The organism is Nitrospira sp. KM1 (genome assembly GCF_011405515.1).
Lineage (GTDB): Bacteria > Nitrospirota > Nitrospiria > Nitrospirales > Nitrospiraceae > Nitrospira_C.
In genome coordinates, this window is record NZ_AP022671.1 from 2,734,378 (window position 1) to 2,749,239 (window position 14,862).

Annotated in this window: 14 protein-coding genes; 6 read left to right on the forward strand and 8 right to left on the reverse strand. The window is 55.1% G+C overall.

Annotated elements, in window-relative coordinates:
* Positions 1-10: 10 nt before the first annotated feature.
* From W02_RS12765 to W02_RS12800, 8 genes are all read right to left on the reverse strand, one after another.
* Complete coding sequence (locus tag W02_RS12765; RefSeq protein WP_173048282.1) at positions 11-2,761, reverse strand: M1 family metallopeptidase; 2,751 nt, start codon at positions 2,759-2,761, stop codon at positions 11-13.
* Entirely contained in the window at positions 2,758-3,456 is a 699-nt protein-coding gene (rpiA, locus tag W02_RS12770; protein WP_173048284.1) for a ribose-5-phosphate isomerase RpiA, read from the reverse strand. The genes W02_RS12765 and rpiA overlap by 4 nt, the downstream gene beginning before the upstream one ends.
* The gene (gene glk / locus W02_RS12775) at positions 3,453-4,517 is read right to left on the reverse strand and encodes a glucokinase (RefSeq protein WP_173048286.1); all 1,065 of its coding nucleotides are present in this window, start codon (positions 4,515-4,517) and stop codon (positions 3,453-3,455) included. Before glk ends, rpiA begins: the two co-directional genes overlap by 4 nt.
* A gap of 20 nt (positions 4,518-4,537) precedes the next feature.
* Positions 4,538-5,338, reverse strand: a complete 801-nt coding sequence (gene pgl / locus W02_RS12780; RefSeq protein WP_173048288.1) for a 6-phosphogluconolactonase — start codon at positions 5,336-5,338, stop codon at positions 4,538-4,540.
* 79 nt (positions 5,339-5,417) lie between these two features.
* On the reverse strand, positions 5,418-6,080 hold the full coding sequence (locus W02_RS12785) for a hypothetical protein (protein ID WP_173048290.1): 663 nt from the start codon (positions 6,078-6,080) through the stop codon (positions 5,418-5,420).
* Positions 6,081-6,103: 23 nt separating this feature from the next.
* Positions 6,104-6,733, reverse strand: a complete 630-nt coding sequence (locus tag W02_RS12790; RefSeq protein WP_173048292.1) for a L,D-transpeptidase — start codon at positions 6,731-6,733, stop codon at positions 6,104-6,106.
* Between the two features lie 12 nt (positions 6,734-6,745).
* Entirely contained in the window at positions 6,746-7,894 is a 1,149-nt protein-coding gene (locus W02_RS12795) for a murein L,D-transpeptidase family protein (RefSeq protein ID WP_173048294.1), read from the reverse strand.
* A 12-nt stretch (positions 7,895-7,906) separates the two neighbouring features.
* The gene (locus tag W02_RS12800) at positions 7,907-8,530 is read right to left on the reverse strand and encodes a hypothetical protein (protein WP_173048295.1); all 624 of its coding nucleotides are present in this window, start codon (positions 8,528-8,530) and stop codon (positions 7,907-7,909) included.
* 379 nt (positions 8,531-8,909) lie between these two features.
* On the opposite strand from W02_RS12800, the gene rpmH reads away from it, so the two are divergent.
* The 6 genes from rpmH to mnmG all read left to right on the forward strand — a co-directional run bounded on the left by rpmH (position 8,910) and on the right by mnmG (position 14,809).
* Positions 8,910-9,047, forward strand: a complete 138-nt coding sequence (gene rpmH / locus W02_RS12805; RefSeq protein ID WP_080886085.1) for a 50S ribosomal protein L34 — start codon at positions 8,910-8,912, stop codon at positions 9,045-9,047.
* Between the two features lie 132 nt (positions 9,048-9,179).
* Positions 9,180-9,551 (forward strand): ribonuclease P protein component, encoded by a 372-nt coding sequence (gene rnpA / locus W02_RS12810; protein WP_173048297.1) that lies wholly within the window; start codon positions 9,180-9,182, stop codon positions 9,549-9,551.
* Positions 9,552-9,770, forward strand: a complete 219-nt coding sequence (gene yidD / locus W02_RS12815; protein ID WP_173048299.1) for a membrane protein insertion efficiency factor YidD — start codon at positions 9,552-9,554, stop codon at positions 9,768-9,770.
* 25 nt (positions 9,771-9,795) lie between these two features.
* Positions 9,796-11,475 carry a membrane protein insertase YidC gene (yidC, locus tag W02_RS12820; protein ID WP_173048301.1) on the forward strand — a complete coding sequence of 560 codons (1,680 nt, stop codon included), beginning with the start codon at positions 9,796-9,798 and terminating at the stop codon, positions 11,473-11,475.
* 8 nt (positions 11,476-11,483) lie between these two features.
* The gene (mnmE, locus tag W02_RS12825) at positions 11,484-12,911 is read left to right on the forward strand and encodes a tRNA uridine-5-carboxymethylaminomethyl(34) synthesis GTPase MnmE (RefSeq protein WP_173048303.1); all 1,428 of its coding nucleotides are present in this window, start codon (positions 11,484-11,486) and stop codon (positions 12,909-12,911) included.
* 17 nt (positions 12,912-12,928) lie between these two features.
* Positions 12,929-14,809, forward strand: coding sequence for a tRNA uridine-5-carboxymethylaminomethyl(34) synthesis enzyme MnmG (gene mnmG / locus W02_RS12830; RefSeq protein WP_173048305.1), 1,881 nt, complete (start codon positions 12,929-12,931; stop codon positions 14,807-14,809).
* Positions 14,810-14,862 lie beyond the last annotated feature (53 nt).

Consider the following 14,862-nt stretch of genomic DNA (forward strand, 5'->3'; position numbering starts at 1 on the left):
GAAACGCTCCTCATTTCCAAGCAGCCTGTAGGTACCCGGGCAGAGCCGCCGATTGAGTCTGTCGAAATGTGACGACGATGCGGAGCTGTTCGAGATATTGCTCAAGCGTTCTTCCTCCAAGATCGATGTGACGGCTTGAAAAGAACGTCCTGACATCCTCCTCGAGTTCGGGGGTGGCCAGCCCGGTGATGCCGCCGCACAGTCGCCGAAGCCCTTGCTTCGGAAACTGGCGGTCCATCAGGTCCCAATTGGCCTTGACGAAATTCCAGCCGAGATGACGTCCATATACATTACCCATGACCGCGCTGACGATGAAGGGCGCGTCCTGTACACGAATCTCGCCATTGAGTGTCTTCGCCAGGGTTTGCTCCAGTAACGATGGATGTCGAAAGGCCGTCAGGGCAAACAGATAGCGGCGTTCCTCCTGCGGAGTGGCGGCAGTCTTGAACCGTTCGGTAAACTCCTCATACCGGGCCGCATCGCCGGTAAACGCCAAGATCGATACAAGAGCTGGAACAAGGTTCGGGTCGACCGAATCCGCCTCGCGTCTTGATTGACCGTACAGTTCTTCTGCCTTGGTCTGAGCCGATGAGTCGTTCCCGAGTCTGCCCAATGCACCGACGAGTTCGCTGCGCAATTGTCTAGTCAGATCATTTTCATCGGCGTGCGGCGTCCAGCCTATTTCGCTGACGGCAGGTCCGAGCCGGTGGCGGACAAACGTTTCGAGCGCGGGACGGTCTGACGTTTCGATTATGCGATTAAGAAAGGAAAACGAGTCGATCATTACAGCCCATACGTTTTTATCGCGCTCGGAGGTGAAACGTCCGGTCAATGCCAAATAGTCCGACAGAGGGAATAATCCCGCAACGGTGGTCGCCCACGCATCATTCAGAACATTGAACCGCTCGATGGCCGCAAGGTGATTGAGGCCGCCGTCGAGCAGGCGGGCGAACAGCGAAGGACCATACCGCACTCTGAAAAACCCGTGTCCACCCTCATTCACGACGAGGGATTCGGTTTCAGATGGCACCGTCACGCGAGTGCTGCGGTCGACAAGCAGCACCCGGCGGGTCCCGGACATAGCGCCAGCTCGCAGACGGATCTGAACCGGCACATGCCAGCTCGGTTGTAATCCTTTGGCTTGACTCGCTGAAGAGGGAAGATAGGTAAAGCGCTGCTGGGTCAGAGTCAGTTCTCCGTTGTCGGCAAGCTCCGCCGAGACAAGCGGGTAGCCCTCCTGGAAAATCCAGCCGTCCATCAGTTCGGGGACCGGCTGGCTGGCGGCTTTTCCCAGTGAGATCCAGAGATCCTTGGTATCGGCGTTTCCATAGGCATGGGTCTTGAGATAATCGCGAACGCCGTCTCTGAAGACAGCCGGACCGATGTATTGTTCGAGCATGCGGAGGACCGACGCCCCTTTTTCATAGGTCAGCACATCGAACATGGCTTCGGCATCCTTGGGAGCGCGCACGGGGAATTCGATTGGTCTGGTGCTGTGGAGACCGTCGACTGCGAATGCCGCCGCGCGAGAGACACTGAACGTGTCCCATCGCTTCCATTCCGGCTTCCAGGCATCCACGGCCAGCATTTCCATGAATGTGGCGAATGCCTCGTTGAGCCATAGTCCGTTCCACCAGGACATCGTGACGAGATCGCCAAACCACATGTGGGCATTCTCGTGTGCCACGACGTCCGCCACTCGCTCCAATTCCCCATGCGTGCCGCGATGCTGGTCGACCAAGAGCGCGGTTTCTCGGAATGTAATGGCCCCGAGATTTTCCATCGCACCCGATGCGAAGTCTGGAAGAGCAATCAGGTCCAATTTGTCGCCCGGGTAGGGAATGCCGTAGTAGGATTCAAAAAATCTGAGCGATGCGGCGGCAATATCCTGTCCAAAGGACATCAGCGACTGCTTGCCTGGCACGGCCCAGAGTCGCAATGACGTCGCCCCGATCAGAGTTGGCGCACTGCCTTCCAATGGGCCGACGACGAATGCGACCAGGTAAGTCGACATCTTCATGGTATCCGCAAATCGGACGACGGTCTTGTCTCCTTGAGCTGTTTTGGAAAGAACCGAACTGTTGGACAGGGCCGTGACATTCCTGTCCACCACGAGAGTGGTGGAAAACACAGCTTTGAAATCCGGTTCGTCCCAACAGGGAAAGGCTCGACGTGCGTCGGTGGCTTCGAATTGGGTGGCGGCAATCGTGTGGCTGACGCCGCGAGGATCCTTGTAGGTGCTGCGATAAAATCCTCGCAGCTTGTCGTTGAGAATTCCGCCGAATGAGAGGCTCAACCACCATTCTCCTGGAGGAATGATCGGGTCAAATGTCAGACGGCACCGTTGCAAGTCGGGTTCAAGGTCGACCGTGGCGGTTTGTTCTTGCCGACCCAGGCCCTCATGGATCGCGGCCTGTGCAATCGTCAGATCGACCGCATTGAGGACAATCGTGTGAGTCGGCTGCGCAATCTGCAATGCGATCCGTTCAGTTCCTTGAAAGGTGGCCTTGGCCAGATCCGGTTCGAGGCGGAGTTCGTATCTCGTCGGAACGACATGCCGTGGCAAGCGGTACGGATCGACCTCAGCTGATGAGTCATGAGTCATATGAGTACCTTTCAATTGGATTGGGAATGTCTGAGCCGCGGCAGGCCGAATGGCGGAGACCAATAACCTGTCGAGCGGAATAGCGACCAACGCCCCTGTCAGCCACCCCAGCATCTTAAGAATGGGGCGTCTTCCGGTCGCCGGAGAGCGGCTCATGTCCTCGAAGCAGTCAGGACTTCGGCTCCCGCTGGTTTTCCAACAATGAGCAGGTCCGTGCGTCCAACGAAGAGTCCGGTTTCGACCACTCCTGGAATCTGATTGAGCGCGGTCTCCATCTGGCGAGGATGCTCGATGGCCGCCAGATGCACGTCGACGATCATGTTGCCGGTTTCCGTTCTGAACGGGGCGCGACCTCTTTCGCGAACGAGTGCACGACTCTGTGTCACGTTCTCGATCTGGCGGACCGTGCTTCTCCAGCCGAAGGGTACGATTTCCACTGGCAAAGGAAATGAGCCGCCGAGCACAGAAACCTGCTTGGTATAGTCCACCATCACGATAAACTGTTTGGCCGCCGCAGCAACGATCTTTTCTTTCAAGAGGGCACCGCCCCCCCCCTTGATCAAATTGAATGCGGGATCAGCTTGGTCAGCCCCGTCGATGGCGAGATCAATCACCCAAGGCTCATCGGTCTGGAGCAGTGCGATGCCGGATTGTGCGGCGAGATCGGCGGTTTCCTGCGACGTCGGTACGCCGCGCAATTTCATGCCGTTACGGACTTTTACTCCCAGGGCCATCAGCAGGTGTTTTGCCGTCGATCCAGTCCCGAGACCGAGAACCATGCCGTCCCTCACATACTCGACCGCCTTGAGAGCGGCAGTTCGCTTGCATGCGTCGAGATCGGTCGCAGTCATGGACGGGCAAGTTGGGCGGCTGTGCCGGCCGCCCCGAGGAGAGCGGTGTATTCATTCAGGACGACATGAACGGGGATATTGCTCATCAACCGTTTATAGCGTCCTTTGTTGGTGAAGGCCTTCATAAACGTTCCATCTTTCAGTTTCGCAAGCAACTTGGGAGCGATGCCGCCCCCGAGGTAGAGCCCGTTGATTGCCATGGCTTTTAAAACCAGATTGCCGGCTTCTGCCCCATAGATCGAGGCAAAGAGATCCAATGCCTGCTTCGCGATTTCCGCCTGACCTTTGAGGCCCGCCTCGGCGATCTCGGCAGGAGCATTGCCTGCCGCAATTTTTTCGGCCAGCCATGTGGGCTCGTTCTTTTTCGTATCTCTCAGGAATTCATAAATCGCATGCAATCCGGGTCCGGACAATACCCGCTCATAACTCACATGAAGATAATGGCTCCGGACATGTCGCAACAGTTCAACCTCGGTATCGTTGTTTGGTGCAAAGTCACAATGACCACCCTCCGACGGCATTGGCCGATAGCGGGTACCATCCCAAAACAGGATAGATTCCCCAAGCCCGGTACCCGCTGCGATGAGGGCGATTGCCTGCTTCTGTTGGGGAGGCGCGCCGGCGTTCAGAGTGTGAAGCTCATCGGGCCGGAGAAGCAAAATCCCGTGGGCGGTGGATTCTAGGTCGTTCAGCAGTTTCACGGTTTGAACGTTGAAACGTTTGGCCAGCGCGGAACCGTCGACGACCCATGGGAGGTTCGTTGTATGGCTGTGGTTATCGATAACCGGCCCAGCGACTCCAAAACAGGCTGCATCGATCGTGACTGGACTGGCATCGTGCACGGTTTGAGGAGGAGTCTCCGTCTCCGTGGATGACTGGTTCATCGTGTCCAGCGGCACCGGCGGTTTTGGAGGAACCAGAAATTCTTCGAGCATTTCCTCCAGGCTTGTGTAATCGGAGCTCTGAAACGTCTCCAGCCTGGTGGGTTCCGTGCGTTCGTGACTCCAGTCAAATAAGGCCAGATGGGTTTTTGTCCCGCCGATGTCTCCCGCGAGGATCATGGGTGCCTTTCAAAAGATGACTAATTGCTCATGGTGGTCAATGCGGCGGCCGCCGGCCGATCCAACAGCCAGATCACATGACCCTGATGGGGACGTACGAGGGCAGCCGGAAGTTTGCGATCTGCTTCCGTTTTTGGTTGCAACAGGCGTCCGATGATTTGGGCCTTCCCGGCTCCCATGACGAGAAACACTATCATACTCGCGCGGTTGATCATATCCAGCGTCAACGTCAGCCTCGTCCTTACTCCCTGAGCCGCCTGTCCCACAGTGACCAGCCGGTCGTTGTCTGACAATGCCGGGGTGTCTGGGAATAGTGACGCGGTATGTCCGTCGTCTCCGAGGCCGAGAAGAACCAGGTCCAGGCATGGAACGGCTGGAGCAGAGCTACCGGCGACGCTGCGGATTCTATCCTCGTAACGACGCGCCGCGACTGTGGCGTCCGGGAGCTCTCCCTCCATTCGATGGATGCGATCCGCCCGGAGCCTGAGCGGGCGAACAAGCGTGATAAGAGCCGTATGGTAATTGCTGTCAGGATGATCGGGGGGAACACAGCGCTCATCTCCAAAGAACAGTTCGATCTGGGACCAGCGAACAGCGTCGCTCCATTCTGGTGTGGCCAAACGTTCGTACAGAGTTTTTGGCGTGGAGCCGCCTGAAAGAGCCATGAGGCAGCGGCCGTTTGTCTCAATGGCTCGGGTGGTCGCTTCGAGGACTAGTCGGGCGCCATCCTGGGCCCATTGGCGGCTGTCGGCCGCGACGCGTATCTCTGGGATATCAGGCATAGTGGTAATGAACGGTCGCCGCGGTGATCTCACGGTCATGGCGGCACGTTGTCGATTGGTACAGGATCCTCATATCTCAAGGCAAGGGAGGATATCGATCATCTTATGGAGCCGAGCGTCAAAAGGCAATGTGCGCTTTTTCTTCGTCTCCGGCTCTCCGGATCAGAAACGGAGTGCCATCGATGACTGACCATGCCAGCGACTGGGCATCGACAGTTGAAAGCGTGAGTTCCAGTCGTGGCTTCTCTTGGAAATCTTGCCCGGTCAACAAGATCGTCCACCATTTGTAAGCCCACCGCCGAACTATTTGTGCCTGATGCCACAACCACAAGAGCGGACGGCCGGCAGTGGACGCCACAATGTCAACTGTCAGCGCCGGTTGGAAAAGTAAGGAATATTCAGCGGGCATATCTGCCAGCGAAACCGGTTCCTGAGCGATGGGACCTGCTGGATCGATCTTGCGGCGGTCGATAGACGGGCGTGTGGATAAACGAAAGATTCCAATCAGGCTAGCAGACTGATCAAGCGACCAGCGGACAATTGGAATACGATAGAGATCGACGGCGCGCCCCCTCAGAAAGATCATATTCGTCCTAAGATCGATCAGCACATACATCTGGGCTGTTGTCGCCAACCGAACCTCTTCGGCCAATACTCGGTTGGTTTCGATCAGAGATGCAGGATCATCGGGGTCTACGGGGAGAGAGAAGGGCGAGTCCGCGGCACCGCCATCCGATGCGATGGCGCCAAGCAAGGCAAGAAGTAGGACGAAGGCCGTCATGGGCTGCGCCGACATGACGCAGATCAGAAAATCATGATGGGGGTTCCGACGCGCGCCAACTGATAGACGCTTTTCAAGTCCGTATCGTTTAATCTGATGCAGCCATGCGTCACGTTTTTGCCGAGCAGGCGAGTGTAGAGGGTGCCATGGATGAAATAACCTTTTCCGAAACCGAGTGCATATTCACCGAGAACGCCGAGTTCGATCCGATTGGCCTGCCGCGCGGGGATTTCGAGGCCCTCTTCCACGAATGCCCAGTCGGGTTTGACCCAGACGGGATTGACGAGCTTGGATTGAACCACAAACTCTCCACGAGGTGTATCAAAGACCCATTGCCCTTCACGTTCCCCCGGCTTGTCCAAGATACCGCCACTACCGGTGGAGGCGAGCGCATCGAGAAGCACCCGATCCCGTTGCTTGATGTACAGATGGTTTCTCGCGGTGTCGACAAGAATATAGGGGCGGGCAGGGGCCAATTGGGACAGTTGTCTCGTCAACGATTGATAGCGTTTTTGTTGCGTTCGCAACTCCAAGGGGTCGGATTCAACTACGCGCTCATGTGATGTGCCGGTTGTTGGCGATCCGGTACTTTGGGTTCCGGACACGAGGACTATGCCGATAAGACACGATAAGAGTGCGGAGCTTGTGCGCATGATGCATTCCGATCAAATCTGACCAGCCGGGGCATCGAGATTCGTCAGAGCCCTGGCAATAGAATTCTCCTCGTGGAGAGCGCCCACGATTGTCACCGGCGTCCCCTTGTCTACGCGGTTGAAGAGCAGCGCCATGTGTGGATTGTCGAGCATCACGCAGCCCAACGTTTGCTGCATGGGACGGTTCTCTCCACCATGGATTTCGATTTGTCCTCCGATCGATCGGGCCGAAGGGACGCGACCGGCTTTACGGCTGGACTGAAAGCGTCGGCGGTCTTCTCCATTCGGATAGTCGAGCACCAACGCCCGAAAGAATTGAGTCTGGCCCTGACCGCGTTTGTCGGCGATGCGATAGAGACCTTCCGGCGTTGCCCCATCGCCCTGATAGCGCTTTTCCTTGATGCCGTTGTAACCAAGGCGGATGGAATATGTCGCCACCTTCTCTCCGCTGCGGTACAGCGTGAGCAGACGATCGGCCTTGCTGACGACGATGGCCGTCGTCCGATGGGTGCGGGACCAGTGTACGGTGTGCCGAGCCATTTCCTTCCACTGGCCGATATGGTCGCGGTCGGCATAGCGGCCGAGTTCGCGGTTTAGGAGGGCTGCCTGCGAGACAAGATTCTCGGACGCGAGCCGAGCAGCTTCCAAAGATTGGCCATACAGTCCTTGCTGTAGAAAACTGCGAGCTTGTTTGATAAGCAGATCGGTTTCAACCGGTTTACGACCCAATATGAGGCGGCCGTCAATTGCATGGATTTGGAGAGTCGTTAAATTATGTCGATCCTCCACGCGAGCGAGTTGGTCCAGTGCTGATCGTTTGAGGGATTCGCGCTGCATGTTGATCCGGGCGACGGTGGCTTGACCATCTTCATGAAGCAGGCGAAGCGCATCCCCGACATCATTAGATTCCCATGGCCAGCGAATGGCGTCGTCTTCTGCATCCACTCTGGCTTTGAGGACGATCCATCTGTCCACGAAGTGCGCATACTCATCGGGAGAATATTCCACCGCCCGTAAATTGACCAGATCTCTGTCGATGGATTTGACCGCCTCCACCGCCTCGGGCGGAGCCACTTGAACACAGCCGATCTGGCTGACTGAATAAGCCAGGCCTCCCAGAACAACTGCACGACCCATTCGAGATACCAGCAGAGATTTCATGAATGATAGGGCTTATTTCACCTTCCGTTTTGGTGAAGAGGCCTTTACTTTTCCAATTTTTGCCAGAGCCGACTCGATTTCCGCCGAAACCGCTTGGCTTTTCTCTCTTACGGCTTTGGCCTTTGTCTGTGCTGTCAGGTAGTCACCCTTGTCAATCATCATCTGAACGTCATTCGCCGAAGCTTTCAATGCATCCGCGTCGGCTTTGATCGATTCGAGCGCCGCACGATCCTTCCCCGTTGGGGCTTTCATCACAAGGTCCATTGTCCTATTGACCGAATCTTGAGCATCATGATGTGCCTGCACGGCGGCAGTTTTTGCATCTTCCATGATTCGGGCCGACTCAGTCTTCACCCGCGAGGCCTCGGACTTCGCTATGGCGGCCATCTGATCGACCTTGCCGTAATCACGGAAAAGCGCGAATTTACTTTGCTGCTCAGAGACTTCCCTTTGGATGGCGGCCATGGTTGCCTCAAGCTTCGCATTCTCGTCTGGTAAATAAGCGGCTGCCCCGCTCTGCTGCGCTTCCTTGACGGCCTGATCGGCCGCATTGATGTCCTCGGTGGGCGGTTGCGCGCAGGCAGTGACGCACAGTACCAAGGCAACAATAGATAATGGCCGCAACTGGAGTCTCATGAAGCGTTCCTCCCGAATTCTTTCTAACGAGGTTCGATTAGGCTCCACACCCAACTGTTGGACTTCGCAAACACGATGCCCGGATCGGTTGCCGGAAATTCTCGGAGCCTATTAATGAAACAATGAGATATGCTGACGGGATCTGCAGTGCTGCTTCTTCTTGTGTAGCAGTTTAGCTCAGTTAAACAGAAAACTCTACAAAAGCGTCACATTATGAAAGCGTTATCAATATCTTAGGCCAGCTAAAGGTGACTTCTTCGTCTCGAAAGATTATATGAGGTAAAACTGCGTTTGCTGTGACTCGTTGCGGTTTGACAGGAAATACCCTCAACCCTATAATGCCCGTTCGCTTGTAACGTTCTGACAAGGAGCTATGGGTATGTCGTTTACCTTTCAACAGCCATCAAATCTCAAGAAGAAGCGTGAGCATGGATTCCGTAAACGTATGAGCACCAAGAACGGCCGAAAGGTGCTGGCTCGCCGCCGGGCCAAAGGGCGCGCTCGTTTGACGGTCTAGGTCCATTCACGGAACCGCAGACATTCGCGAGGATTCTTGCCCTCCTTGCATCTCCCTGATCGGAAGTCTTTTTTCCAGCATGATGCGGTGTAGTTGTGGTCGACCTCGGCCCGTAGGCATGAGTTAATCGCCATGGCGTTGCGAGGGACCGGGGCAGACAAGAATTTATTTCTTCGAACCAGCCGCGAGATCGAATACGTCAAGCAACATGGACGGCGGGTGTCGAACACGGTTTTCAACATGCTCATCTGCAAAATCGGTGATGGGAATACGCGTGTGGCGATCATTGTCGGCAGAAAGTTCGGCACGGCCGTACGTCGGAACAGAGCCAAACGTCTCTTCCGCGAACTCGTTCGACACATACACACGGAGCTTGTTTCCGGCCATTTGCTGGTGGTCTTTCCGAAGAGGGATGCATTGACGCTTCCCTTCAAGGCGCTCGCCCAAACATGGCGCTTCACTCTAAGGCGGCATGGCATCATCATTCACGGAGAATGCTGCTAAATGCGTGCGCTACTGCTCTACGGCTTGGCCGGCTATCGATACCTGATTTCACCGTTTCTTGGCCGAGCGTGCCGGTTTGAACCTACGTGTTCCGAATATGCGAGCGAGGCTATCGAGCGATTCGGGGTGGGGCGTGGAATCTGGTATGCCTGCCGTCGCCTGCTGAAATGCCATCCGTTCCATCCCGGAGGATGCGATCCGGTGAAAGAGGCCAGATGAAGAATTTCTGTGTGCGCGGATCACGATGATGGAAAAACGAGTCGTTATTTTTTTGGTTCTTTCGTTGGCTGTGATCCTGGGGTATGACTTTCTCCTTAAACAGTTCGGACTGCTGCCGCAATCGCCGACCGTTCAAGAGGAACCCGTCAAGAGCGAACTTGGATCCACAGCTGAGGAGGCCCATCCTGCAAATGCGGAACGAAAGGTAGAGCCTCGGCCCGACCTCTCTGTGAAGCGAGATGCGCCATCTTCGAACGACGTCACTGAGCGCACGGCCCCGCTGTCAGAGCAGGTCGTCACGGTTGAAACCGATCTTGTCAGGGTCGGAGTCTCGTCGCGGGGAGGAGTCATATCAAGCTGGGAGCTCAAACAGTATCGCAGCAGCTCTCAAGAACAAGAGCCCGTTCAATTAATCCATCAGGGTGGAAAATTCAGGGGACCGCTCTCCATCATCACCGGGAATGGCACGGCCGAGAAAGCATTGCACGAAGGGATGTTTTCGGTCGATGCGGATTTCGCAAGCCTTGACGCTTCCCATCCTGTCGGGCATATGACGTTGCGATTCCAGGATGCCAGAACGGGTTTGGCCGCTGAAAAAGTGCTCACGTTCCATCAGGGAAGTTATGTGGTGGATGTTGCAATTACGCTTACGGGTGTCACCGATCCCTACGAGGTCGTGCTCGGAACGAATTTCGGTATCGTGGAATGGGGTGACGGGTTCATCGGCCTGATCGGTTCGGCATCGCTGGTAGATGGAAAGGTGGAAAAAGAAACGCCGGACTCCGAACTCGAGCGAAAGGGAGCGGTGCAATGGGTGGCGCTCCAGGACAAATATTTCATGTCAGTCCTGATGCCTGCCGGGGGAATGGCCGTCCACGTCAAGAAAGAAGCCGATAAACTGGTGTCCGCAGGTGTGCGGATGCCTGCGTCTGGAGGGCGGATATCAAGCCGGCTCCAACTGTATGCCGGCCCCAAGGAATACGATACCCTACGTGCCCTCAATGTCGGACTGGAAGACACCATCGATTTCGGGTGGTTCGTCTTCGGCAGCTGGAGCGTCGTGAAAGCGGTCGCCAAACCGATCTTTTACGTCCTGAGATTTATTAATGAGTACACGTACAACTATGGTGTGACCATCATTGTTTTGACCATGTTCATCAAACTGCTTTTTGTTCCCCTGCAGTACAAGAGCTATAAATCCATGAAACAGATGCAGGGCATTCAACCTAAGGTGTTGGCGCTGCAAGAGAAATTCAAGGACGATCGTGATCGGTTGAACAAGGAGCTGATCAAACTTTACCGTGATTACAAAGTGAATCCCGTCGGCGGTTGTTTGCCGATGGTGCTCCAGATGCCTGTTTTCGTAGCCCTATTCAATATTCTGTATATGACGATCGATCTCAGGCAGGCCCCCTTCATGGGCTGGATTACAGATCTGTCAGTGCAGGATCCCTACTACGTTTTGCCGATTATCATGGGTGCGACCATGATCATCCAGCAGAAAATCACTCCGACTACTATGGATCCCACCCAGGCCAAGATCATGTTGATGCTGCCGGCCTTCATGACATTCTTGTTTATCAACTTTCCGGCAGGGCTGGTCCTATATTGGCTGACGAACAACGTGCTGACCATCACCCAGCAGGTCGTTACCGATCGCGTGCTCTTTGCCAACAAACCATTGGTGGTTGAACCAGCGAAGTAATCTCTGACATGGCCATGCGCGGAGGATTGGAAGACACAATCTGCGCAGTTGCGACTCCTGCAGGCCAGGGTGGAGTCGGAATCATTCGTCTGAGTGGTCCTCGCTGCCTTGCCATTGCGGACAGTCTTGTCCGCTTGCGATGCCGACGACCCCTCGAGTCGATCACGTCCCATTTCATGTACTTGGCCGATGTGCTGCTGCCGCGCTCCATGCGTCGTACTCACCCGCTTGAGGCGGAGACGGAAGCGGCCGATGTGCTTGATGAAGCGATGATTGTCTACATGCGGTCTCCTCGCTCGTTCACAGGCGAAGATGTCGTTGAAATTCAATCGCATGGAGGCGGGCTCGTATTGTCGCTTGTCTGCAAGGGATGCGTGGAGGCCGGGGCAAGGCTTGCCGAGCCCGGTGAATTTACGAAGCGCGCATTTCTCCACGGCCGGTTGGATCTGTCTCAAGCTGAAGCGGTCCTTGATACGATCCGTGCGAATTCGGCTGCCAGTCTGTCTGTGGCACAACGTCAGCTAAGAGGAGAATTGGCGGAGCAGGTGGCTGTGACCCGAGCCATCCTCGTCAACATTCTGGCACATGTTGAAGCGGGAATCGATTTTGTGGAAGAAGACATTGCATTTGTCGGACGAGAGGAACTGAGCGCCTCAGTTCAACAGGCCTCAGCCACCGTTCGCCGCCTGCTGGACACGGCGCAGCAGGGGCGCATGATGCGAGAGGGGGCTCGCGTAGTCATCGTGGGTCGCCCAAACGTGGGTAAATCCAGCCTGCTGAATGCCCTTCTCAAAGAAAATCGCGCGATCGTCACCGCGATTCCCGGGACGACGAGAGATGTGATCGAGGAAGCCGTCGACATTCAGGGGTTATGCGTGCATCTCGTAGACACGGCGGGTATTCATGAATCGGTCGATCCAGTTGAGCAGGAGGGCATTCGCCGGACAAGTCTTGCGCGGGAGCAGGCGGACCTCGAACTTCTTGTGATTGATGGGAGCACGGGTCCGACCGCTGAAGACCTGAGTCTCCTAGATGAGGTCCAGAGTAGGAAGCACATTGTTGTTCTGAGCAAGTCCGATCTGCCCGCACAGGCTGATTTTGCCAACCGTGCGAGGGGCTGGAACACTTGTCACGTTTCCGCTGTGACAGGAGAAGGTATCGATCGGCTCAGGGGCATGGTGCACAATCAGTTGGTTTCAGGTGGTGGAGACGCAACGGAAGGGGTTATGGTGACGAACATTCGCCATCAAACGGCTCTGCTTCGAGCCGCCGGTGCGCTGGATCATGCAGGAAACTCGGTTTTGATGGGGTTGCCGGCAGAGTTGATCGCGCTTGACGTGCAGACAGCGGCCGATGCGTTGGGAGAGATCACGGGCGAGATAACCAGTGATGAGATCCTGGAAAAGATATTTGCCGAGTTTTGCATCGGCAAATAGGGAGTGAAGGAATACACATGAGTCTGTCCGTTGACGTGCTCGTAGTGGGCGGGGGACATGCGGGATGCGAAGCCGCTTTGGCAGCCGCACGGATGGGAGCAACAACTCTGCTTTTGACGATGGAGCGCGACCGAATTGCCCAGATGTCGTGTAACCCTGCCATCGGGGGCATTGCCAAAGGGCATCTGGTAAAGGAGATTGATGCTCTAGGCGGCGAAATGGCAAGAAATACCGATCGAGCCGGCATTCAATTCCGGCTGATCAATACGAGCAAGGGGCCGGCCGTTAGAGCCTTGCGGGCCCAGTGTGACAAGCGGCTCTATTGCGAAGCAATGCAGAAGACGCTTTCTGAACAGTATGGGCTGTCTATCGGCGAGGGAACCGTCGATCGGGTGCTTTCCAGCGATGGAAGGGTCACTGGAGTCGTCACGAATCGCGGCGACCGGATCAACGCGCGGGCCGTGATCCTCACATCGGGTACATTCCTTAGGGGACTTATCCATATTGGACTCAATCATTTTCCCGCCGGACGTGCCGGTGAATCCTCAGCCGAACACCTTTCGGACTGCATGCGGGATTTTGGTTTCGAGATCGGCCGGCTAAAAACCGGTACCCCTCCGCGGTTAGATCGTGACACAATCGATTTCTCTGTTATGCTTCGACAGCCTGGAGATGATCCACCTCTACCCTTTTCTTATCGAACAGATAGGGTCAGGATGCCTCAACGTGATTGTTTTTTGACCCATACGAACGAGGCTACGCACGACATCATCAGAAGCAATCTCGACCGCTCGCCACTATATAGCGGAATCATTGATGCCGTCGGCCCGAGGTACTGCCCGTCTATTGAGGATAAAGTTGTTCGATTTGCCGACAAGCAACGGCATCAAGTATTCATAGAACCAGAAGGTTTGGATACTCGAGAATTTTATCCTAACGGTATTTCGACGAGCCTTCCCGTGGACGTTCAAGCTGGCATCCTACGGACAATTCCAGGGTTGGAAACGGCGGCGATACTCAAGCCAGGATATGCAATCGAATACGATTATTTCCCGCCTCGACAGCTGCACCCGACCCTTGAGACTAAGCTAGTCAAAGGGCTGTATCATGCCGGTCAAATAAACGGAACGTCCGGCTACGAGGAAGCGGCTGCGCAGGGTTTGATGGCAGGCATCAATGCGGCATTGCAGATTCAAGAAAGATCTTCTCTGGTCCTCGATCGATCGCAAGCGTACATTGCGGTGCTAATAGACGATCTCATCACAAAGGATGCAAGAGAACCATACCGAATGTTCACGTCCAGAGCAGAATATCGGCTATTACTGCGTCATGGGAACGCTGACCTGCGATTGACTCAGATTGGTCGTGATATGGGTCTGATCGATGACGACCTGTATACACGATTTCATCGCAAACAAGAACAGATCGCTTCTGAGGTTGAAAGGCTTGGGCAAGTAAGACCGAGCATCAATGAAGAAGTGAAGCGCCGTTTGATAGCTTCACAAATTAAAGATGCGACAGGACCCTGTACTGTAGCCCAATTGTTGCGCAGGCAGAACGTGAGTTATGAAATACTTCTCGATAGTTTGGATCTTGAACGTATATACGATAAGGAAAATATTGAGGAAATTGAAATTCAGATTAAATACGAAGGTTATATCAAACGCCAGCTCCAACAAGTGGGTCGTTTTAAGAAGTTTGAAGAAAAGCCAATCCCAGCAGGGTTTTCATATGACAAGATATCTGGTTTCTCACGTGAGGTCAGGGACAAGCTTAATAAAGTTAGGCCTGCGTCTGTTGGTCAAGCATCAAGAATATCAGGGGTGACGCCAGCCGCCATTTCACTTCTTCTCGTCAGCCTCGAAAAAAGTAATCTCCATCCGACAGTGCCCATCTAACCGCAGCGTTTCTACCGCCTTGACCTCTTCTTCCGATTCGCGTAATTGTTCCA